Raw genomic sequence first — 20,404 nt, 5'->3', positions numbered from 1 at the left:
GCTTCAGGCGTCCGGCCGATCGCGCCCGCGCGCGATCGGCCCTAGCGTTCCGGTGCCAGCGTCGCCCGCGTGAAGGCCTCGATATAGTCGATCAGCGCATCGGAGGCGGCGGCAGCGCGCTCCGGCTCGCCTTCCGCAATGGCGCGCGCCAGCGCCGCATGCACCGCGGCTGCCTGCGGCAGGCCTGCCGCCCGGCGCCAATGGATGAACCAGAAGCGCCGCGACAGCCCGTGCATCAGCGCCATGGCCGCAGCGGCGAACTCGTTCCGCGCCGCGTCCAGGACCAGCAGGTTGAGCGCGCGATCGAGCCGCAGGAAACCGGTCTCATCCTCCGAGGCGGCGGCCTGCTCCATGCCCTCGGCGATCTCAGCGAAGCGCGCCCGCTGCGCCGGATCGGCCCGGCGCGCCGCGGTGCGGGCGATCAGCCGCTCGATCTCCCGCCGCACCTCCAGCAGGCGAAGCTGCTCGCCGACATCCACCGCCGCGACGACGATGCCCCGCCGCGGCAGGATGCGCACCAGCCGCTCCCGCGCGAGGCGCTGCAGCGCCTCGCGCACCGGGGTCCGGCCGAAGCCGAGCCGCTGCGAGAGCTGCGCCTCGCTCACCACCTCGCCGGGAGCAAGGTCGAGAGTGACGATCGCCTCCTCGATGGCGCGATAGGCCTGCTCGGTCAGCGTCGCATCGGCATCGGGGGCAGCCCGGCGGCGGCGCGGCGGCGGGCCGGCACGGCGGCGCGCAGAGAGGGATTGGGGCATGGCGCAGCTATCGCGGCTCAAATCGATTCAGGCAACCACCATCCATTGACAGCCGGCAGCGCCTTGGGACACTCTTGGGACGCGAGAGATATATCACTCGCAAAGGCAGAAAAAAGCCGAGTTTGGGGAGGGTAGGTGACGGGCCGCGCAGGCGGGGTCCGGTGGACGCCAAGGCATCCACACGGCTCGCTTGCGTGGCCCGATCGTCCGTCAGGCCTGGTGCGGCAACGCCGCCTCGATCTCCTCGCTCGTCAGCATCCAGGCATTGTCGAGTTCCGCGACAACCGAGCGCATGAAGCCCTCGGTGAGGTCCAGCGCGCGTCGCGGATCGCCCAGATGGTCGCAGAGCAGCGCGAGGGCAAGCTGGCGCGGCCCGTCGCCCTCATAGGTCCATTCGAAGCCCATGGGCGAGAAGCACTTCACGTCGAAGCGCGGGTCCAGCGGCGCGCCATCCACCGTCACCTGCGCGCCCGCAAGGCCGCGCCCGCCCTCATAGATCTTCATGGGAACACCACCACGGACCGGATCGCCTCACCGCGCTTCAGCGCCGCGAAGCCCTCATTGATCTGCTCAAGCGATATGCGGGCGGTGATCAGGCTGTCCAGGTCGAGCGCCCCGTCCAGCCAGGCCTGCGCCATGGCCGGGAAATCCTCGGCCGGCCGCGCGCCGCCATAGCTGCTGCGGGTAATCCGCTTCTCCTGCATCAGCGCGCCCCAGCGGAAGGCGACCTCCTCCTGCACGCCGACCTTGCCGAGCCAGACCACCTGCCCGCCCGGCCGCACCGCCTCCATGCTCATGCGGAAGGCGGCCGGCACGCCCGCCGCCTCGATCACCACATCGGCGCCGCGGCCGGCGGTGAGCGACGCGGCCAGCGCCGCAGGATCCGCAGCCTTCGGGTCACACAGCGTGGCGGCGCCGGCGCGCTCCGCCATGGCCCGCCGCGCCGGGTTGGGATCGACCGCGATGATCCGCCCTGCCCCGGCCAGCCGCGCGCCCTGGATGGCGGCGAGGCCGACCGCGCCGGCGCCGATCACCATCACCGTCGCGCCCCATGCGATGCCGGCGACATGCGTCGCCGCGCCGAAGCCCGTCATCACCGCGCAGCCGAGCAGGCAGGCACGGTCGGCGGGAATGCCGGGCGGCATCCGCACCGCCTGCTGCGCCGGCACCACCACGTATTCGGAGAAGCCGCCGAGATACATCAGCTGGTGCAGCGTGCCGCCGTCATCGCAGCGCAGCCGCGGCCGGCCATCGAAATGCACGGCCCTGGGGCCATTCGCGCGATAGGGTTCGCAGAGGATCGGCTGCGCCCGCGCGCAGTAGAAGCAATGGCCGCAATGCGGATTCCAGGAGAGCACGACGGGATCACCGACCGCGAGCGAGGTGACGCCCTCCCCCAGCGCCGCGATGCGGCCGGCGGTCTCATGCCCCAGCACCGCCGGCAGCGCCAGGCCGAGCTGGCCCTCGATCACCTCCAGATCGGTGTGGCAGAGCGAGGCGGCCTCGACCGTCACCAGCACGTCGCCGGGCTGCAGTGGGCCGATGGCGATGCGCTCGATCGCCATGGGGCGGCCGACCTCCCGCAGCACCGCGGCGCGGCATGAGAGCCCGTCCTTCATCACATCCTCCCCAGGAATGCGGGAGGAGGTATCCTCCCGCACCCGCCTCTATGCCTGCGGGTCCGCCCCGCACCGCACCAAGCCGTCCACGGCAAGGCAGCCCCAGTCGCCGGCGATCAGCGGGTTCACCTCGGCCTCCTGGATGCGCGCGCCGGCCTCGGCCAGCAGCACGGAGAAAGCCGAGACCGCCTGCGCCACCGCCGCCACATCCGCCCTCGGTGCGCCGCGGAAGCCGTCCAGCAGCGGGAAGCCCTTCAGGCTGCGCAGCATCCGCTCCGCCCGCGCCGGCGAGACCGGGGCGATGTCGAGTGCGACATCCTTCCACAGCTCGGCCTGCACGCCGCCGGTGCCGACCAGCACCATGGGCCCGAACTGCCCGTCCTGCCGCCCACCCAGGATCAGCTCCACGCCCTTGCGGGACATGCGCTGCACCAGCACGCCCTCCAGCCGGGCCTGCGGCGCGTGCTGCTTCGCGGAAGCCATGATCCCGGCGAAGGCCGCGCGCACCGCCGCGGCATCGCCGAGGTTCAGCTTCACGCCGCCGACCTCGGTCTTGTGCGCGATGTCCGGGCTGTCCAGCTTCAGCACCACCGGGAAGCCGAGCGCGGCGGCGGCCTCCGCCGCTGCCTCCGGCGTCGCCGCCCGCCGCTCCTCCACCACCGGCACGCCGACCCTGGCGAACAGCGCCTTTGCATCGGCCTCGGTCAGGACAGCGTCGCCAGCGGGCAGCGCCGCCAGCGCCCCGGCGAGGCCGGCCGGTTTCGCCACCGCCCCCTCCTCGCGCTGCGCGTAGTGGTCCTGCCAGAGCTGCACCGCCTTCATCAGCCGCCGCATGGAGCGGAACAGGACGAGTTCCGGCACGCTGTCGGCGGCGAAGGCGCCCGGCCCCTCCAGCTGCTCCGGGATCCAGGCGATCAGCAGCGGCTTGCCGAATTTCGTGGCATAGGGCCGCAGCGCCTCCATCCGCAGCTGCGTCGTCGCGTGGTGCGAATAGACCACCGGGATCACCGCGCAGCCATATTGCGGGTCGGACAGCATCGCCTCCATGCAGGCGTCGTAGCTGGCCGGGTTGCTCGCCACCTGCGCCGTCAGGTCGCAGGGATTGCGCGGCGCGCCGAAATCCGGGATGGCGGCGCGCAGCACCTTCTCCGTCTCCGGCCGCGGCTGCGGCATGGAGAGGCCGAGCGCCTCCGCCTGGTCCGCCGCCATGATGCCCGCGCCGCCCGAGGGGGTGATGATGGCAACCCCGCGCGCCTTCGGCGGCGGCGCCTTGGCGAAGAGGCCGGCGGTCTCCAGCAGCGCGTCGAAATCCTCCACCTCCACCATGCCGGCGCGGCGGAAGGCGGCGCTCCAGGCGGCCGCGCTGCCGGCGAGCGAGCCGGTATGGGAGACGGCCGCCGCCGCCCCCGCCTCGCCGCGGCCGAGCTTCAGCGCGACGATCGGCTTGCCCGCCTTGCGCGCCGCCTCGCCGAGCAGCATCAGCCGGCGGCCGTCGCGCAAGCCCTCCACCGCCAGCGCCACGGCGCGGCATTCCGGCATGGAGAGCTGATAGGCCGCGAGGTCGCAAACATCGAGATCGGTGGCGTTCCCCGCCGTCGTCATGTGGCAGACGGAGAAGCCGCGCTCGGCCGCCTGCATCAGCGCATAGCCCAGCGCGCCGGACTGGCTGGTGATGGCGACGCCCCCGGCCGGCGCGACCAGCCGCGGGTATTCCGGCATGAAGGTGACGCCGGCCTTCAGCACATGATCGACGATGCCGAGGCAGTTCACGCCCACCAGCGGCAGCCCCGCTTCCCGGCAGCGGTCGCGCAGCGCCGCTTCCTCCGCGATGCGCTCGGGCAGGCCCGTCTCGCCATAGCCGGAGGCATAGGCGATGATGCCGCCCGCCCGCTTGCGGATGCAGGCCTCGACCGCGGGCAGCAATTGCTCGCGCGGCAGGGCGATCAGCACGCAGTCCGGCGAGTCCGGGATGTCGTCCAGGCTGGCGACGCAGGGCCGGCCATGCAGCGCCTGGCCGGCATATTTCGGGTTCACGCCCCAGACGGGGCCGGCGAAATTCACCAGGTTGGTGACGGTGCGGCCGCCGAAGCGCGTGGGTTCGGCCGAGACGCCGATGACAGCGATGCTGCGCGGCGAGAGCAGCCGCCGGAGCGTGGCCGGGTCGCGCAGCGGCTCCGGTCCCGGCCTGCCGGACGCATCTCCGGTGCTGCGGTGCTGCTGCAATCGCCCCTCCCCCGTTATCGGCGCTGACGCGCGCCTGTCCTGGATCGGGTCAGGGTAATCCGGGGGTGCGGAGGGTCAACCCGGGCGAGGGGTCAGAAATGCTCCGCCCGCAGCACCTCGGTCTCGGAGATGCTGACGATCGCCGGCTTGGCGCCCAGCAATTCCTGCTGCGCCGCAACGACGCGCGCCGCGACCTCGGCCGAGGCGATGCAGAGGATGAGGACATTGTCGAACACGCCGCCCGGATCGCCGCCGCGCCGCAGCCCCTGCCGGCCACGCCCGGCGGTGACCGGCAGGATGGTCCAGCCCGGCGCGCCAAGCCGGTCCAGCAGGTCCGTCACCGATTCGGCGCGGACCGCCTCCACCACGATCTCGATCCGCTTGCGTGCATGCATGGTCCTGTTCCCTCACCCCGTCGCGCCCGCCGCCCAGAGATAGAGCGGGATGCCGACCACCACGTTGAAGGGAAATGTCACGGCAAGCGAGAGGGTGACATAGACCCCCGCATCCGCCCGCGGCAGGGCCAGGCGCATGGCCGCCGGCACCGCGATATAGGAGGCGCTGGCCGCGAGCACCGTCATCAGCCCCCGCCCGCCGGGCGAGAGCCCCGCCAGATGCCCCACCAGCAGCCCGCCCGCGGCGCCGAGCAGCGGCATGAGGAGGCCGAAGCCGATCAGCGCCGGCTCCAGCCCCCGGCCCGCCGCGCGGAGCTGGCGGATCGCCACCAGCCCCATCTCCAGCAGGAAGAGGCAGAGCGCGCCCGGGAAGAGACCCTCGGTGAAGACCGAGAGCTGCGCCTTGGCCGGCATCCCGCCGATCCAGCCGATGAGGAAGCTGCCGAGCAGCAGCACGACCGACCCGTTGAGGAAGACGTCCTTCAGCAGATGCGACACCGGCGCGGCCGGTGGCCCGGCACCATAGATCGCGCCGGCGCCGTCACCCGGCGGCCTGTCCACGCCATTGCCCATGCGCGCCAGCAGCAGCGCGGTCAGGATCGCGGGCGTCTCCATCGCCGCCAGCACGGCCGGCATGAAGCCCTCATAGGCGATGCCCGCGCTGGTCAGCGCGCCGGCCGCGGCGGCGAAGGTGACCACGCTGACCGAGCCGTAATGGGCGGACACCGCCGCCGCGGTGTCGCGGTCCAGCCGCGTCGCCAGGCGCAGCAGGGCGAAGGCCGGCAGGGGCAGCAGCAGGCCGAGCAGCACGCCGCCGGCGAGCGCGGGCAGCAGCCCCTCCGACGCGCCGGGCGTGGCGACCGCGGCGCCGCCCTTCAGGCCGATCGCGACCATCAGATAGAGCGAGAGCGCCTTGGCCAGGGCTTCCGGCACGGAGAGATCGGAGCGCACCGCGCCGGCCGCAAAGCCGAGCGCGAAGAACAGGACGGGGGGCGGGATGAGGGCAGCGATGTCGGACACGCGCGCCTCTTGCCATAGCGCGCCCGATTTTGCGACGCCTGGTTGCCCACCGCGCGCGCGAATGCCTCAATGGGTGCCAGATGAGGGAAGGGAACAGCCATGGGCGAAGGCTGGCCGGTGGCCGATGCGGCGGGATTCCTGGCCGCCTGGCGGGCAGCGGCGGAAGGCGATGCGCTGCTGCGCCGCCAGGGGTGGCATGCGGCGGTGCGCTTCGCCTTCGAGAGCGACGGGGCGGCCGCGGGTTTCGCCTTCGGCCCGGCGCCGGAGACGGCGGCCTTCACCCTCTCGGCACCCGCCGCGGTCTGGGCGCGGGCCCTGCAGCCCCTGCCGCCACGGCACCATCACAGCCTCTTCGCCCTGCGCATGCGCGTGCCGGAATTCGCCCTGCGGGGGGAGGAGCTGGCCTTCGTCCAGCACTGCCACCTGGCGCGGCGGGTGCTCGAGATCGGCCGCTGGCTGGCCATGGGCAGGGCCGCCCCGGTGCCCGACAGCCTCCGCCCGCCGCTCGAGGAGCCGGAGACCGCGGCGATCACCGGCCGCTACCTGCCGGTGGCGGCGGAGGGGACGGCCTATCGCATCCATGCCGAGCAGGCCGGCCCGGCGGGCGATGAGGGGTTGGACCTGCTCTGCCTGCACACCGCCGGGGCGGACGGCCGGCAGTTCCACCGGCTGATGGCCGACCGCCGCATCACCCGACACTGGCGGCTGACCGCCTTCGACCTGCCCTGGCATGGCAAGTCCCCTCCCCCGCCCGGCGCGACGCCCGGCGACTGGCGGCTGACCACGGAGCGCTATGTCCAGCTCATCATGGGCGTCGTCCGCGCCGCCGGGCTGCGGCGGCCGGTCGTCCTCGGCGCCTCCATGTCCGGCGAGATCTGCCTGGAACTCGCGCTCCGCCACCCCGAAGCCTTCCGCGGCATCGTCGCCTGCGAGGCGAGCGAGCATATCGAGGGCCGCAAGACTCCCTGGGCCGACCACCCGCAGGTGAACCAGGCGATCTTCGTCCCCGAATGGATCGAGGGGCTGATGGCCCCGCACTCCCCGGCCGCCTGCGCCACCGATGTCTGGTGGCACTACAGCCAGGGCGGCCACGCCACCTTCGCCCGCGACATCGATTTCTACTCGGGCGAATGGGATGCGCGGGACCGGGTGCACCGCATCGACATCGCGCGCTGCCCGCTGTTCATGCTGACCGGCGAATACGATTATTCCTGCACCGCCGAGCATTCCGCCGCGACCGCGGCGCGCATCCCCGGCGCGCGCTTCGCCATGATGCCGGGCATCGGCCATTTCCCCTTCGCGGAGAACCCGCCGCTGTTTGCCGAGCATCTGCTGCCGATCCTGGACAGGCTGCGGACCGGCTGAAGGAAGCGCCTGGCGGCGCGGCCAGGCCCTGCCGCCTCGGGGTGCTCACGCCCGCCGAGGGCGGCGCCGGACGTCGCAGACATGCAACAGCATGTCTGCGGGACCGCATGAGCGGAGCCGCTCAGGCGCCGCATTCCCGTGTCAGTGCGGCATCGTCCCGCCCTGGCCTCGGCCTTCCTCCGGGATGCGGTACAGCACGAAGAGCCGGTTCTCGAAGACCTGCTCCAGCCGGTCCCGCAGCCGCGGCATCAGCTCCGCCACCTCCTCGTCATAGATCGGCAGCTTCGCCTCCACCATCCAGGCAGCGCCACTGTGCCGGACGAAATGCCAGAATGCCTCCTCCGTCGGGTGCGCCGGCGGATTGGTCGCCCGCCTCTGGGCATAGAGGGCGATGACCGTGGGCTTGGAGCCGAGCACGAGCGCATCGGCCGGCACCCGATCCCGTATCTCCCGGAACAGCTCCATGGCTTCGGGGTCGTCCACCGATGCCGCGTAGGCGAGGCTCCGCTCCGGGAACTGGGGCATGTAGAGCAGCACCACGGCCGCGGCCACCGCGGCTGCCTTCACCGCAAGGCCGAGCCGCGGCCGTGCCCAGCCCTGCACGCCCAGCAGGAAATAGACCACGACCAGCGGCAGGACCGGCAAGGCATAGCGCGCCGGCTCCAGGGAGATGGGATAGAGCAGCAGCGTGCCGACATAGATCAGGAGGAAGGCTTCGAACACTGTCGGCCGCCGTCGCAGCGCCTGCGCAACGCCGAGCGCGGAGCAGGCCAGCACCGCAGCGACGAGCAGGACCTGGACAGGCGTCCAATGCCCGCCACCGCCACGGAGCAGCTCCGCCGCCGCGCTCGCATAGGCCCGGCAGTTCACGATGACCCTGCGCGCGATGGTGCCGACCAGATCGCCGGAGGCGTGTTCGAAATAGGATACATAGGTCCCGAGATCGGCCGGGAACATCCGGCTGATCAGGGCGCTCTCCGCCGCCGCCAGCAGCAGGACGAGAAGGCCGTAGAAGCGCAGCCGGGAAAATCGCAGGAGGCAGATCAGCCCCACCGCAGCGAAGAGCACGACGCCGATCGCCCGCACCTCATAGGCCGCGCCGAGCGCGAGTCCGCTCGCTGCGGCCCATAACCAGGGGGCGGGCCGGGCAGACGGCCCGTCCAGGGTCGCCGCATCCAGCCTTTCGAAGGCGAAGAGGCCGGAATAGGCGAACAGCATGAAGGGGAACTCGGAGAAGACGACGTCCTTGAACTGCCAGGCAAAGGGATTCATGCCGAGGATCGCAACCGCGCCAAGAGCCCAGCCCTCGCCGAGCCGCGCAGCCGAGACTTCCGCGACCAGGGCGATCGTCAGCAGGTAACAGGCGGCGAGGACCGTCTTGATCGCGGCGTAATCAAGGCCGAACGCCCCGATCACCGGTGCCAGGATGAGCGGCAGGCCAGGGGGGTAGGATGCGGGGTGGATGGCATTCGACGGGTTCACCACATAGCCCGTGGCGGCGTAACCCTGGCCCTGGAGGATGTTCAGGGCGTTGAGGATGAAGAGTTCCCCGTCGCCATCCCAGGGCTGCCCGGGCCGGACGTCCAGCAGGAAGAGGATGGCGATGATGGCCAGCAGAGGCCAGCGCCAGGCCTGGGGCGACCAGGCCAGGCTGCGGCCGGGCCAGAGCACCCTATCGGCCCATGCCGTGAAAGGCCGGCCTTCCCGGTTGGGTCTGTAGGAACTCAGCATGCCGGACCGATCTCGGAACTGTTTCGATGGGAGGCCCAAACCCTCCTGATTTGGACTGCGGCCGGCAAATGAGCATTCGGTGTAACGGTTCGATAAAAAGACCAAATGCGTCATGCCGCAAGAAAGATGGAAAAATCTTCAGGCCCGCAAAAGAAGACTGCAATCTTTGCCTGCCGGACAAACCTGGAACCGCCTGCCCGGCGGGACTGGCGCTGCGCCTGCCGGGGCGGTCCGGCGGCTGAGGATGCGCCAGCGCCGGGGATCTGAACCGGCGCGCCAGGGACGCCCGGCGATCCGTCCTCCGCGCGCCCATGCCGTGCGGAGGATGCGCGCCGGCACCGCCGCGCCGCCCGCCCGGGCGATTCAGGCGAGGCAGGCGCCCCCCGGCCGGGTTCCGCACGGCGCGCCCCCGGCGGAGGGCGGTCGAACGACCCAGATCGGCATTGACAGCCGCCCCCTGCCCATGTGCGGATATAGATAGCTTGCAATCAATCAAAGGCCCAAAGCGGCCCGGAGGCCAGGAATGCCCGAGACCAAGACGCTGCCCGCCAGCCTGGATGCCATCATCGTCGGCGCCGGCTTCGGTGGCATGTACATGCTGCACCGGCTGCGGGGCCTCGGCCTCTCGGCCCGGATCATCGAGGCCGCGGACGGCGTGGGGGGCACCTGGTACTGGAACCGCTATCCCGGCGCGCGCTGCGACGTGGAGAGCATGCAGTACAGCTTCTCCTTCGACGAGGCGCTGCAGCAGGAGTGGACGTGGTCCGAGCGCTTCGCCGCCCAGCCGGAAATCCTGCGCTATGCCAACCATGTGGCGGACCGCTACGACCTGCGCCGCGACATCCATTTCGAGACCCGCGTCGAGAGCGCGGCATACGACGAGGCGGCCGACCGCTGGACCGTGACCACCGACAAGGGCGATGTGGTCACCGCCCGCTTCTGCATCATGGCGACCGGCTGCCTCTCCGCCGCCCGCCTGCCCGACATCCCGGGCATCAGCGCCTTCCGGGGCGAGACCTACCACACCGGCTACTGGCCGCATCACAAGGTGGATTTCTCGGGCAAGCGCGTCGCGGTGATCGGCACGGGGTCCTCGGCGATCCAGGCCATCCCGGTGATCGCGGCGGAGGCCGCGCAGGTCACCGTCTTCCAGCGCACGCCGAATTTCTCCATCCCGTCGCGCAACGCGCCGATGGACGAAGCCTATGAGCAGTCCTGGAAGTCGGACTACCGCGCCAAGCGCCTCAAGGCGCGCAGCATGCGCACCGGCATCCTCTACGACATCAACCCGCAATCCGCGATCGAGGTGAGCGAGGCGGAGCGCCTGGCGGAGTACGAGCGGCGCTGGGCGAATGGCGGCACCGCCTTCATGGGCGCCTATCACGACCTGATCCTCAACAAGGCCTCGAACGACACCGCGGCGGAGTTCGTGCGCAACAAGATCCGCAGCACCGTGAAGGACCCGGTGACGGCCGAGGCACTGGCGCCGAAGGACCACCCGATCGGCACCAAGCGCATCTGCGTCGATACCGACTACTACGAGACCTACAACCGCCCGAACGTGGCGCTGGTCAACCTGCGCAGGACGCCGATCGAGACCATCACCGCGACCGGCATCCGCACCAGCGACGCCGAGCATGAGTTCGACGCCATCGTCTTCGCCACCGGCTTCGACGCCATGACCGGCGCCCTGCTGAAGATCGACTTCCAGGGCCGCGACGGGCGCAGGCTGTCGCAGGAATGGGAGCACGGGCCGCGCAGCTATCTCGGCCTGATGGTTGCCGGCTTCCCCAACCTGTTCATGATCACCGGGCCCGGCAGCCCCTCCGTGCTGTCGAACATGATCGTCTCGATCGAGCAGCATGTGGACTGGATCAGCGACCTGCTGGGCCACATGAAGGCGCGCGGCCAGGGCTGCGTCGAGGCGACCGAGGAGGCACAGGAAGCCTGGGTGGCGCATGGCAGCGAGGTCGCGCAGCGCACGCTCTACCCCACCGCCGCCTCCTGGTACATGGGCGCCAACATCCCGGGCAAGCCGCGGGTCTTCATGCCCTATATCGGCGGCGTCGGCGCCTACCGCGAGAGGTGCGACGAGATCGCGGCCAGGGGCTATGAGGGCTTCCGGCTGGCGCCGGAACGCGCCGCCGCCGCGGCGGCGGAGTAGCGGCTCAGAACCGGATCCTGCCGGCGGCCTGCAGCCCCAGCAGCAGGCCGCCGAGATGCATGGCATGGACGAAGAGACCGCGCGCGACCCCCGCCAGCGCCTCGGCGAGGGGCATGATCACGGTTTCCAGCTCCTCCCCCGCCTCGCGGTCATGCGCGCCGGTATCCGTCGCACCCTCCGCCAGCACGATATGGATGCGGTTGGTGTTGTGCGCCGGGTCGGACCAGATGGAGCCGACCAACCGCAGCGTCGCGGCGACATAGCCGGTCTCCTCCCGCAGTTCGCGTTCCGCGGTGGCGCAGGGATCGGCCTCGCCCTCGTCCATCACGCCGCCGGGTGGCTCCAGCACCCAGGTCCTGGCGCCCTGGCGCCATTGCCGGACCAGCACCAGCCGGTCATCCGGCGTCAGCGCCACCACCAGCACCCAGTCCGGATAGGACATGACCCAGTAGGGGTCGAGCACCGCGCCGCTGCGCGTCTCGACCACTTCGGCATCCAGGTTCAGGTGGCGGTTGCGCACCACCTCGCGGCGGGAGAGGACCTTCCAGGGCCTCTCCCCCTCGGGCAGCGGACCCCGCGGCCAGGATGTCTGATCGCAGGAGTCTCGCCCTTCGGCCGGAGCGGCCCCGGGCGATCCTGCTGATGTCTGATCGCAGGAGTCTCGCCCTTCGGCCGGGGCGGCCTCGGGCGATCCTGCTGATGTCTGATCGCAGGATTCACGCCCTTCGGCCGGGGCGGCCTCGGGCGATCCTGCTCCGGTCACTCCGCCGCCTGAAGCTGCATCCGCTCCGCATATTCCTCCAGCGGCGCGCAGGTGCAGACCAGGTTGCGGTCGCCATGGACATTGTCCACGCGCTTGACCGGCGGCCAGTATTTGTGCGCGCGGACGAAGGGCAGCGGGAAGGCGGCTTCCTCCCGGCTGTAGGGGTGCTTCCACTCCGCCGCCATCACCTCGGCCGCGGTGTGCGGGGCGTTCTTCAGCGGGTTGTCCGCCTTGTCGGCGCGGCCCTGCTCCACCGCCCGGATCTCGGCGCGGATGGCGATCATGGCGTCGCAGAAGCGGTCCAGCTCCTCCTTCGGCTCGCTCTCGGTCGGCTCCACCATCAGCGTGCCCGCCACCGGCCAGGACATGGTGGGGGCGTGGTAGCCGTAGTCCTGCAGCCGCTTGGCGATGTCCTCGACCAGCACGCCGCCGCCCTGCTGGAAGCCGCGGCAGTCGAGGATGCATTCATGCGCCACCATGCCGCGCGCGCCGCGATACAGCACGGGGTAGTGCGCCTCCAGCCGCTTCGCCACGTAGTTGGCGTTGAGGATCGCCACCTGGGTCGCCCGCGTCAGGCCCTCCGCGCCCATCATGCGGATATAGGCATAGGAGATGGGCAGGATGGCGGCGCTGCCGAAGGGCGCGGCCGAGACCGGGCCATAGCCCGTCGCCGGCCCGGCCTCGGGGTGCAGCGGGTGGTTCGGCAGGTGCGGCGCCAGGTGGGCGGCGACGCCGATCGGACCGACGCCCGGGCCGCCGCCGCCATGCGGGATGCAGAAGGTCTTGTGCAGGTTCAGGTGGCAGACATCGGCGCCGATCGCGGCCGGGCTGGTCAGGCCGACCTGCGCGTTCATGTTGGCGCCGTCCATATAGACCTGGCCGCCATGCGCATGGATCGTTCCGCAGATCTCGCGGATCTCCTCCTCGAACACGCCATGCGTGCTGGGGTAGGTGACCATCAGCGCCGCCAGCCTGCCCGAGACCTGCTCCGCCTTCGCCTTCAGGTCCGCCAGGTCCACATTGCCGTCGCGGTCGCAGCCGACGACCACCACCTTCATCCCCGCCATCACCGCGCTGGCCGGGTTGGTGCCATGCGCCGAGGACGGGATCAGGCAGATGTCGCGATGCCCCTCGCCCCGCGCGCGGTGGAAGGCGCGGATCGCCAGCAGCCCGGCATACTCGCCCTGGCTGCCGGCATTGGGCTGCAGGGAGACGGCGGCGAAGCCGGTGACGGCGCAGAGCCAGCCCTCAAGACGCTTGATCATCTCCAGGTAGCCGGTCGCCTGGTCCGCCGGCGCGAAGGGGTGGATGTCCGCGAAGCCCGGGAAGGTGACGGGGATCATCTCCGCCGTCGCGTTCAGCTTCATCGTGCAGGACCCCAGCGGGATCATGCTGCGGTTCAGCGCGACGTCCTTGTCCTCCAGCCGCCTCAGGTAGCGGAGCATGGCGTGCTCGCTGTGGTGGCTGTTGAACACCTCGGCCGTGCAGAAGGGGCTCGTCCGCGCCAGCGCCTCGGGCGGGCCGCCCGCCGGTGCCAGCCCGTCCAGCGCACCGCCGCCCAGCAGGCTGGCGAGGGAAGCCAGGTCGTCCCGCGTGACGGTCTCATCGAGCGCGATGCAGACCAGCCCGGCCTCGCGCCGCAGGTTGAAGCCGCGGGCCAGGGCGCGCTCCACCAGCGCCTCGGCCCGGTCGCCCGCCTCGATCGCTATGGTGTCGAAGAAGGCCTCGTGCCGCAGCGCGAAGCCGCCGCGCTTCGCCGCCGCCGCCAGCAGCCGCGCCTGCAGCGAGACGCGCCGGGCGATGCGCCGCAGCCCCTCCGGCCCATGCCACACGGCGTACATGCTGGCCATGACGGCCAGCAGCACCTGCGCGGTGCAGATGTTGGAGGTCGCCTTCTCCCGCCGGATATGCTGCTCGCGCGTCTGCAGGGCGAGGCGCATGGCCGGGCTGCCCGCCGCATCGACCGAGACGCCGACCAGACGCCCCGGCAGCAGTCGCTTCAGCGCGTCCTTCACCGCGATGTAGCCGGCATGCGGGCCGCCATAGCCGAGCGGCACGCCGAAGCGCTGGGTGGAGCCCACCACCACATCGGCGCCCATCTCGCCCGGCGGGGTCAGCAGGCAGAGGCTGAGAGGGTCGGCCGCGACGATGGCGAGGGCGCCGGCGGCATGCGCCGCCGCGATCTCGGGCGCGAGGTCGCGCACCTCGCCGGTCGTGCCCGGATATTGCAGCAGCACGGCGAAGGGTTTCTCCGCGCCGGCCCGCGCCGCGATCTCTGTCGGCGGAACGACCAGGACCTTGATGCCGACGGGCTCGGCCCGCACCCGCACCACGGCCAGCGTCTGCGGATGCAGGTCGGCCGCGACCAGCAGCGTGTCGCCCTTGGCCTTGTGCGCGGCATGCGCCAGCGCGACGGCCTCGGCCGCCGCGGTGCCCTCATCGAGCAGCGAGGCATTGGCGACCGCCAGGCCGGCCAGCTCGCTCACCATGGTCTGGAAGTTGACCAGCGCCTCCAGCCGTCCCTGGGCGATCTCCGCCTGATAGGGCGTGTAGGCGGTGTACCAGCCCGGATTCTCCAGCACGTTGCGCAGGATGACCGGCGGCGTGTGGGTGCCGTGATAGCCGAGGCCGATGAGCGACTTCTTCCGGATGTTCCTCTCGGACAGCGCGCGCAATTCGGCGATGACCTCCGCCTCGGTCGCCGGCGGCGGCAGGGCCGAGAGGTCGGCCCCCGCGATGGCCGCAGGCACGGTGCGCGCCGCCATGGCCTCAAGGCTCTCGGCGCCCACCACCTTCAGCATCTCGGCGATGTCGTCCGGGCCCGGCCCGATATGCCGGCGGGCGAATTCCGCGTGGTCCTCCAGCGCCGCAAGCTCGGCAAGGGCGCCGTCCGGGCGCGGCCGATTCAGGCTCCGGTCCCCTGCACCTCCGTGATCGGACGCGCTCATGCCTGGCTCTCCACGAAGCGGGCATAGGCCGCGTCGTCCATGAGCGCGGCGATCTCGGCCGGGTCCTTCGGCTCCAACTTGAAGAACCAGCCCTCGCCGCTCGGCTCGCGGTTGATCAGGCCGGGATCCTCCGTGAGGGCGCTGTTCACCTCGACGATCCGGCCCGCAATCGGGGCATAGACGTCGGAGGCGGCCTTCACGCTCTCCACCACGGCGCAGGCCTCGCCGGCCGCGACCTCCCGGCCGACCTCCGGCAGGTCGACGAAGACCACGTCGCCCAGCGCGTTCTGCGCATGGTCGGTGATGCCGATCACCGCGGCATCGCCGTCCTGGCGGACCCACTCATGATCCTTGGTGAACCTCAGCTCGGGCATGGGAGCGGCTCCTGGGTCAGCGCTTGTAGCGGTGGGGGACGAAGGGGGTGGCGGCGACGCGGGCCGGCAGCGCCTTGCCGCGCACCAGCAGTTCCAGCGCCGTGCCGTCCCCGGCATGGGGGCGGGCGACATAGCCCATGGCCATGGGGCCATTGAGGGAGGGGCCGAAGCCGCCGGAGGTGACCTCGCCGATCGGCGTGCCGTCGGCGGCCTGGATCGGGGTATGGGCGCGGGCGGGCTGGCGGCCTTCCGGCTTCAGGCCGACGCGCAGCCGCTTCGGTCCGTTCGCCAGCTCCTCCCGCACCCGCCCGGCGCCGGGGAAGTCCCAGTCCATGCGACGGCGCTTGCCGATGGCCCAGGTGAGCGCCGCCTCGACCGGGCTCGTCGTCTCGTCGATGTCCTGGCCGTAGAGGCAGAGCCCCGCCTCCAGCCGCAGCGAATCGCGCGCGCCGAGCCCGGCGGGCTGCACGCCCGGCAGGGCCAGCAGGGCCTTCGCCAGCGCCTCGGCCTGTTCGGCGGCGACGCTGATCTCGAACCCGTCCTCCCCGGTGTAGCCGGAGCGGGAGGCAAGCACCGGGATGCCGGCGATCTCGGCCCGCGCCACGCCCATGAAGGAGAGCGCCGCGAGCGCCGGGGCGAGCGGGGCGATCGCCGCCTCGACGCCCGGGCCCTGCAGCGCCAGCAGCGCCCGGTCCGGCAGCGGGCGCAGCGTGACGCCGGCCGGCAGGGCGGCCTCGATCAGCGGGAAGTCCAGGTGCTTGCGGCTGGCATTCACCACCAGGAACAGCCGGTCGCCGAGATTGGCCACCATGAAGTCGTCGAAGATGCCGCCCTCGGGCGTCATCAGCAGGCCGTAGCGCTGCCGGCCGGGCTTCAGCGCGCGGATATCGGCGGGCGTGACGCGCTCCAGCGCCGCCGCGGCATCCTCCGCCCCCTCGGCGCCCAGGATCTCCGCCTGTCCCATATGGGAGACGTCGAAGAGTGCTGCCGCGCTGCGGCAGTGCAGGTGCTCGGCCATGATGCCGGCCGGGTACTGCACCGGCATGGCATAGCCGGCGAAGGGCACCATGCGCCCGCCGAGGCTGCGATGCAGGGCCCCGAGCGGGGTTTCGAGAAGCGATTCGGATTCGGCCACGGGTCCCCCAGCCGCGATGCCGCGGCGCGAGTTGCTAGTCCGTGGCCCCCCTCTGTCCGGTGACCTGAGAGATTCGGCGCCCGGTCGCCGGGGCCTTACTCCGTCGGTGCCAGGGCCTTGCGGCAACCGCAAAGGCCGGTGGGCTTTCCAGAGGCCCCTTCCCCGCGCGGCCCTTCTGCCTGAGCGTTTCCGGGGGCCGGTTGCGCCTTCGGCGGAGGCCGGCCTGTCGCCAGGGCAGCCCCTCTCTCCCGCGCGGGATCAGCGGGTATCCCCGTCTAGCCCGGACCGGCCCGCCCATGCAACTGCTGCGGGGCAGCACCCGCCAGACCCGGCCGCAGGTCGGCCCTTCCTGGGAAGGGTCTCAGCGCGGCCCGCGCCGGCGGTTGAGCGCGAGGTCCTCCTCATCCAGTTGGAAGGAGACGAAGATCCGGTAGTCGCCGGCGCGCCGGGTCTCCCCGACCGGCAGGGACAGGCTGACCGGCACGCTGTCGACCGTCACGCGCATCTCGTTGCGCGCGAAGGTCACGCGCTCGACGAAATTCTGCCGGGCCAGGATGCGCTCGCTCTCCGCATCCACCACCGCGACGAACCAGGGCAGGTCCACCACCCGCCCCTCCGCGCCCGCCCCGCGCTCCACCGTGAAGGCGGCCGAGAGCGTGACATCGATGCTGCGGTTGCCGCGGCCGGGATTGCAGCCGCCGCTGATGCCGGTGAGGCGCGCATCCCATTCCAGCGCGGTCAGGTCCCGCACCGGGCCGGGGCGATAGCGGGTCAGGTCGGCCCCCTCCGCCAGCAGGCTGGGGCGCGGGCAGGCAACCGGCAGCCGCGTATCGCCAGTGTTGCCGCAACCCATGAGCGTGAGCAGCGGCAGCGCGGCCAGGACAAACCTCCAACCCATCCCTATCTTCCCCCTTGAGCCCAAAGCCCCGGCGGCTAGTGTGCCCCCCAGGTATACACCCCTGGGGCACCCTGCCCGCCGGCCTCACGGCACGGCAACCCGCGGCCCGCGAGCGAACCCGACCCATGGACCAGATCACCCCCGTCCGCCCCAGCGCAGCCGGCAGCGGCAAGCCCCGCCTGAATGTCCTGATGGCCGGCCCCCGCGGCTTCTGCGCGGGCGTGGACCGCGCCATCAAGATCGTCGAGGAGGCGATTCGCCGCTATGGCGCGCCTGTGTATGTCCGGCATGAGATCGTGCACAACCGCTTCGTCGTCGAAAGCCTGGAACGGCAGGGCGCGGTCTTCGTCGAGGAACTGGACGAGGTGCCGGACGACGCGCCGGTGGTGTTCAGCGCCCATGGGGTGCCGAAATCCGTCCCGGCCGAGGCAACCCGCCGCAAGCTCTTCTACCTGGATGCCACCTGCCCCCTGGTCAGCAAGGTGCACCGGGAGGCCGAGCAGCATTTCGGCCGCGGCCGCCACATCCTGCTGATCGGCCATGCGGGCCATCCGGAGGTGGTCGGCACCATGGGCCAGTTGCCCGCGGGCACCGTCACCCTGGTGGAGGACGAGGCGCATGCCCGCACCGTGCCGGTGCCGGAGGGCGTGCCGCTCGCCTTCATCACCCAGACCACCCTCTCGGTGGACGACACCGCCGGCATCGTGGCGGCGCTGCGCGAGCGCTTCCCGGACATCCACGCGCCGGCGAAGGAGGATATCTGCTACGCCACCACCAACCGCCAGGCGGCGGTGAAGGCCATCGCCCCGCGGGCGGAGCTGATGGTGGTGGTGGGCGCGCCCAACTCCTCCAACTCCCTGCGGCTGGTGGAGGTGGCGGAGCGCGCCGGCTGCCCGAAGGCGGTGATGGTCCAGCGCGGCCGCGACCTCGATCTCGCCCTGGCCACCGGCCTGTCCACCATCGGCATCACCGCCGGCGCCAGCGCGCCGGAGGTGCTGGTGGAGGAGGTGCTGGCCCGGCTGCGTGAGCGCTTCGAAGTGGCGATCGAGGAAGTGATCGTCGCCGAGGAGCGGATCACCTTCAAGCTGCCGGCGGGGCTGCAGGCCTGAGTGCGCCGGGGAGACCATGGGCCCGGCCATTGGCCGGCGGGCCGAGGCAACCCATGGGCGAGCGCGCCGGACCGCGTTAGAAGCCCCGCATGGCCGTCTATACCGAAGTCACGGATGAGGCGCTGCGCGCCTTCCTCGCCGCCTATCCGCTCGGCGCGCTGCGGGCCTTCCGCGGCATCGCCGAGGGCGTGGAGAATTCCAACTACGCGCTGCAGACCGAGGCCGGCGATTTCATCCTGACCCTCTATGAGAAGCGGGTCGATCCGCGCGAGCTGCCCTGGTTCCTCGGCCTGATGGAGCACCTCGCGGCACGCGGCATCGACTGCCCGCTGCCCGTCAAGGCGCGGGACGGGCAGGCGCTGCGGACGCTCGCCGGCCGGCCGGCGGCGATCTGCACCTTCCTGGCCGGCGTCTGGCCACGCCGGGTGCGGCCGGAGCATTGCGCGCCGCTCGGTGCCGCGCTGGCGCGGCTGCATCTGGCGGGCGCGGATTTCCATGAGGTCCGGCCGAACGGGCTGGGCCCGGCCGCCTGGGGGCCGCTGCTGGACCGGTGCCGACCGGGCGGCGATGCGGTGCAGCCCGGCCTGGTCGCGGAACTGGACGGGGCGCTGGCCGGCATTCTCGCCACCTGGCCGGTGCCCGGCGCGCTGCCCACCGGCCAGATCCATGCCGACCTTTTCCCCGACAACGTCTTCTTCCTGGACGGGCCGGAGGGGAAGCCGCGCGTCTCCGGCCTCATCGACTTCTACTTCGCCTGCACCGACCTGCTGGCCTATGACATCGCGGTCTGCCTGAATGCCTGGTGCTTCGAACCGGACGGGTCCTACAACGTGACCAAGGCGCATGCGCTGCTCTCGGCCTATCAGCGCCTCCGCCCCCTCTCCGAGGCCGAACGGAAGGCCCTGCCGGTGCTCTGCCGGGGTGCTTCGATCCGCTTCCTGCTGACCCGGCTGTATGACTGGACCGCGACGCCGGCCGGCGCGCTGGTGACGCGCAAGGACCCGTTGGAATACTTGCGCAAGCTGCGCTTCTTCGCCCGCGCCGAGGGGCCTGCCTCCCTTGGCCTCTGAGACGACGCAGATGGTCGAGATCTGGACGGATGGCGGCTGCAAGCCGAATCCCGGGCCGGGCGGCTGGGCCGCGGTCCTGAAATACGGCGATGTCGAGAAGGAGCTTTCGGGCGGCGATCCGGCGACCACCAACAACCGGATGGAGCTGATGGCGGCGATCAGCGCGCTGGAGGCGCTGAAGCGGCCCTGCAAGGTGGTGCTGCACACGGACAGCGAATATGTCCGCAACGGCATCAGCCGCTGGATCAATGGCTGGGTCCGCAACAACTGGCGCAACGCCGCGAAGGACCCAGTCGCGAACATGGAGCTGTGGCAGCGCCTGCTGGCCGCGGCCAAGCCGCATCAGGTGGAGTGGCGCTGGGTCCGCGGCCATGCCGGCGACCCGATGAACGAACGGGCGGACCGGCTGGCGACCGAGGCCAGGCGGCGGCTGGGCTAGCCCGCCCCCTCCTGTGCGGCGAGGCGAGTGACCTCGCCCCGGATGTATCGGATGGCCGGGGCCACGGGAGGGCTTCAGCGGATTGCGTTCCTGTCTGAACGCCCATCCGCTGGTGCTCCTTATTTTCCGAGCAGATTCACGCCTTCGGTCGTTCACGGCCACCGGCGATCCGCTCTACAGCGGATTGCGTTCAAACTTGAACGCCAATCCGCTGTAGTTCCTTGATGGCAGAGCAGATTCACGCATCCGGTCGTTCACGGCCTCCCGCGATCTGCTCTAGACCCGAGTAGCCCTGGCTGGAATCGGCTTGTGATTGGCTGCGGCGCGAGGTGGTGTGATTCGTAGGTGTCCAGCTTGGGCTGGAGGCTTCGATGGCGTGGCGTCGTGGGCAGGCCT

The 20,404-nt window shown here is 71.4% G+C and carries 17 protein-coding genes and 2 riboswitches; of the genes, 5 read left to right on the top strand and 12 right to left on the bottom strand.

The genetic code is table 11. The features are described 5' to 3' along the window. Positions 1-41: 41 nt before the first annotated feature. The 6 genes from LHA35_RS18690 to LHA35_RS18665 all read right to left on the bottom strand — a co-directional run bounded on the left by LHA35_RS18690 (position 42) and on the right by LHA35_RS18665 (position 6,012). Entirely contained in the window at positions 42-755 is a 714-nt protein-coding gene (locus LHA35_RS18690) for a GntR family transcriptional regulator (RefSeq protein WP_226610858.1), read from the bottom strand. Positions 756-965: 210 nt separating this feature from the next. Then, positions 966-1,259 carry a DUF6166 domain-containing protein gene (locus LHA35_RS18685; protein WP_226610856.1) on the bottom strand — a complete coding sequence of 98 codons (294 nt, stop codon included), beginning with the start codon at positions 1,257-1,259 and terminating at the stop codon, positions 966-968. After that, positions 1,256-2,374, bottom strand: coding sequence for a Zn-dependent alcohol dehydrogenase (locus LHA35_RS18680; RefSeq protein ID WP_226610853.1), 1,119 nt, complete (start codon positions 2,372-2,374; stop codon positions 1,256-1,258). Before LHA35_RS18680 ends, LHA35_RS18685 begins: the two co-directional genes overlap by 4 nt. 48 nt (positions 2,375-2,422) lie before the next feature. Then, positions 2,423-4,597, bottom strand: coding sequence for an acetate--CoA ligase family protein (locus LHA35_RS18675; RefSeq protein ID WP_226610851.1), 2,175 nt, complete (start codon positions 4,595-4,597; stop codon positions 2,423-2,425). Positions 4,598-4,689: 92 nt separating this feature from the next. After that, on the bottom strand, positions 4,690-4,992 hold the full coding sequence (locus tag LHA35_RS18670) for a P-II family nitrogen regulator (RefSeq protein WP_226610848.1): 303 nt from the start codon (positions 4,990-4,992) through the stop codon (positions 4,690-4,692). A 12-nt stretch (positions 4,993-5,004) separates the two neighbouring features. Then, positions 5,005-6,012: a sodium-dependent bicarbonate transport family permease gene (locus LHA35_RS18665; RefSeq protein ID WP_226610846.1), complete on the bottom strand. Its 1,008-nt coding sequence runs from the start codon at positions 6,010-6,012 to the stop codon at positions 5,005-5,007. 99 nt (positions 6,013-6,111) lie between these two features. On the opposite strand from LHA35_RS18665, the gene LHA35_RS18660 reads away from it, so the two are divergent. Further along, positions 6,112-7,377 carry an alpha/beta fold hydrolase gene (locus LHA35_RS18660; RefSeq protein WP_226610843.1) on the top strand — a complete coding sequence of 422 codons (1,266 nt, stop codon included), beginning with the start codon at positions 6,112-6,114 and terminating at the stop codon, positions 7,375-7,377. A 141-nt stretch (positions 7,378-7,518) separates the two neighbouring features. Here the strand turns inward: LHA35_RS18660 and LHA35_RS18655 are convergent, their stop codons facing one another. Beyond that, the gene (locus LHA35_RS18655) at positions 7,519-9,048 is read right to left on the bottom strand and encodes a hypothetical protein (protein WP_226610841.1); all 1,530 of its coding nucleotides are present in this window, start codon (positions 9,046-9,048) and stop codon (positions 7,519-7,521) included. A 583-nt stretch (positions 9,049-9,631) separates the two neighbouring features. On the opposite strand from LHA35_RS18655, the gene LHA35_RS18650 reads away from it, so the two are divergent. Continuing rightward, entirely contained in the window at positions 9,632-11,272 is a 1,641-nt protein-coding gene (locus LHA35_RS18650) for a flavin-containing monooxygenase (protein WP_226610838.1), read from the top strand. Positions 11,273-11,276: 4 nt separating this feature from the next. Here the strand turns inward: LHA35_RS18650 and LHA35_RS18645 are convergent, their stop codons facing one another. From LHA35_RS18645 to LHA35_RS18625, 5 genes are all read right to left on the bottom strand, one after another. Next, entirely contained in the window at positions 11,277-11,792 is a 516-nt protein-coding gene (locus LHA35_RS18645) for an NUDIX hydrolase (protein ID WP_226610835.1), read from the bottom strand. 239 nt (positions 11,793-12,031) lie between these two features. Further along, entirely contained in the window at positions 12,032-14,983 is a 2,952-nt protein-coding gene (gene gcvP / locus LHA35_RS18640; protein ID WP_226610833.1) for an aminomethyl-transferring glycine dehydrogenase, read from the bottom strand. Next, positions 14,980-15,357 (bottom strand): glycine cleavage system protein GcvH, encoded by a 378-nt coding sequence (gene gcvH, locus LHA35_RS18635; protein ID WP_226610830.1) that lies wholly within the window; start codon positions 15,355-15,357, stop codon positions 14,980-14,982. The genes gcvP and gcvH overlap by 4 nt, the downstream gene beginning before the upstream one ends. A 16-nt stretch (positions 15,358-15,373) precedes the next feature. Next, positions 15,374-16,492 (bottom strand): glycine cleavage system aminomethyltransferase GcvT, encoded by a 1,119-nt coding sequence (gene gcvT, locus LHA35_RS18630; RefSeq protein WP_226610827.1) that lies wholly within the window; start codon positions 16,490-16,492, stop codon positions 15,374-15,376. Between the two features lie 49 nt (positions 16,493-16,541). Further along, a riboswitch (glycine riboswitch) is annotated at positions 16,542-16,646 on the bottom strand. Positions 16,647-16,649: 3 nt separating this feature from the next. Next, a riboswitch (glycine riboswitch) is annotated at positions 16,650-16,753 on the bottom strand. 100 nt (positions 16,754-16,853) lie between these two features. Then, the gene (locus tag LHA35_RS18625) at positions 16,854-17,390 is read right to left on the bottom strand and encodes a hypothetical protein (protein WP_226610825.1); all 537 of its coding nucleotides are present in this window, start codon (positions 17,388-17,390) and stop codon (positions 16,854-16,856) included. A 125-nt stretch (positions 17,391-17,515) separates the two neighbouring features. Here LHA35_RS18625 and ispH point away from each other — a divergent pair, with 125 nt between their 5' ends. The 3 genes from ispH to rnhA all read left to right on the top strand — a co-directional run bounded on the left by ispH (position 17,516) and on the right by rnhA (position 20,008). Further along, the gene (gene ispH / locus LHA35_RS18620; RefSeq protein ID WP_226610823.1) at positions 17,516-18,499 is read left to right on the top strand and encodes a 4-hydroxy-3-methylbut-2-enyl diphosphate reductase; all 984 of its coding nucleotides are present in this window, start codon (positions 17,516-17,518) and stop codon (positions 18,497-18,499) included. An 89-nt stretch (positions 18,500-18,588) separates the two neighbouring features. Continuing rightward, complete coding sequence (locus tag LHA35_RS18615) at positions 18,589-19,569, top strand: homoserine kinase (protein ID WP_226610821.1); 981 nt, start codon at positions 18,589-18,591, stop codon at positions 19,567-19,569. Continuing rightward, complete coding sequence (gene rnhA / locus LHA35_RS18610) at positions 19,559-20,008, top strand: ribonuclease HI (RefSeq protein ID WP_226610819.1); 450 nt, start codon at positions 19,559-19,561, stop codon at positions 20,006-20,008. The genes LHA35_RS18615 and rnhA overlap by 11 nt, the downstream gene beginning before the upstream one ends. Positions 20,009-20,404 lie beyond the last annotated feature (396 nt).

Source organism: Roseicella aerolata, from assembly GCF_020523605.1.
GTDB classification, from domain to species: domain Bacteria; phylum Pseudomonadota; class Alphaproteobacteria; order Acetobacterales; family Acetobacteraceae; genus Paracraurococcus; species Paracraurococcus aerolatus.
The sequence above is the reverse complement of the archived record's forward strand: the minus strand, read 5'-3'. Positions and strand labels throughout refer to the sequence as shown.

Coding starts and splice junctions, on each gene's coding strand:
- LHA35_RS18690 (WP_226610858.1), bottom strand. CDS start 755: ATGCCCCAATCCCTCTCTGCGCGCCGCCGTGCCGGCCCGCCGCCGCGC.
- LHA35_RS18685 (WP_226610856.1), bottom strand. CDS start 1,259: ATGAAGATCTATGAGGGCGGGCGCGGCCTTGCGGGCGCGCAGGTGACG.
- LHA35_RS18680 (WP_226610853.1), bottom strand. CDS start 2,374: ATGAAGGACGGGCTCTCATGCCGCGCCGCGGTGCTGCGGGAGGTCGGC.
- LHA35_RS18670 (WP_226610848.1), bottom strand. CDS start 4,992: ATGCATGCACGCAAGCGGATCGAGATCGTGGTGGAGGCGGTCCGCGCC.
- LHA35_RS18660 (WP_226610843.1), top strand. CDS start 6,112: ATGGGCGAAGGCTGGCCGGTGGCCGATGCGGCGGGATTCCTGGCCGCC.
- LHA35_RS18650 (WP_226610838.1), top strand. CDS start 9,632: ATGCCCGAGACCAAGACGCTGCCCGCCAGCCTGGATGCCATCATCGTC.
- gcvP (WP_226610833.1), bottom strand. CDS start 14,983: ATGAGCGCGTCCGATCACGGAGGTGCAGGGGACCGGAGCCTGAATCGG.
- gcvH (WP_226610830.1), bottom strand. CDS start 15,357: ATGCCCGAGCTGAGGTTCACCAAGGATCATGAGTGGGTCCGCCAGGAC.
- LHA35_RS18625 (WP_226610825.1), bottom strand. CDS start 17,390: ATGGGTTGGAGGTTTGTCCTGGCCGCGCTGCCGCTGCTCACGCTCATG.
- ispH (WP_226610823.1), top strand. CDS start 17,516: ATGGACCAGATCACCCCCGTCCGCCCCAGCGCAGCCGGCAGCGGCAAG.
- LHA35_RS18615 (WP_226610821.1), top strand. CDS start 18,589: ATGGCCGTCTATACCGAAGTCACGGATGAGGCGCTGCGCGCCTTCCTC.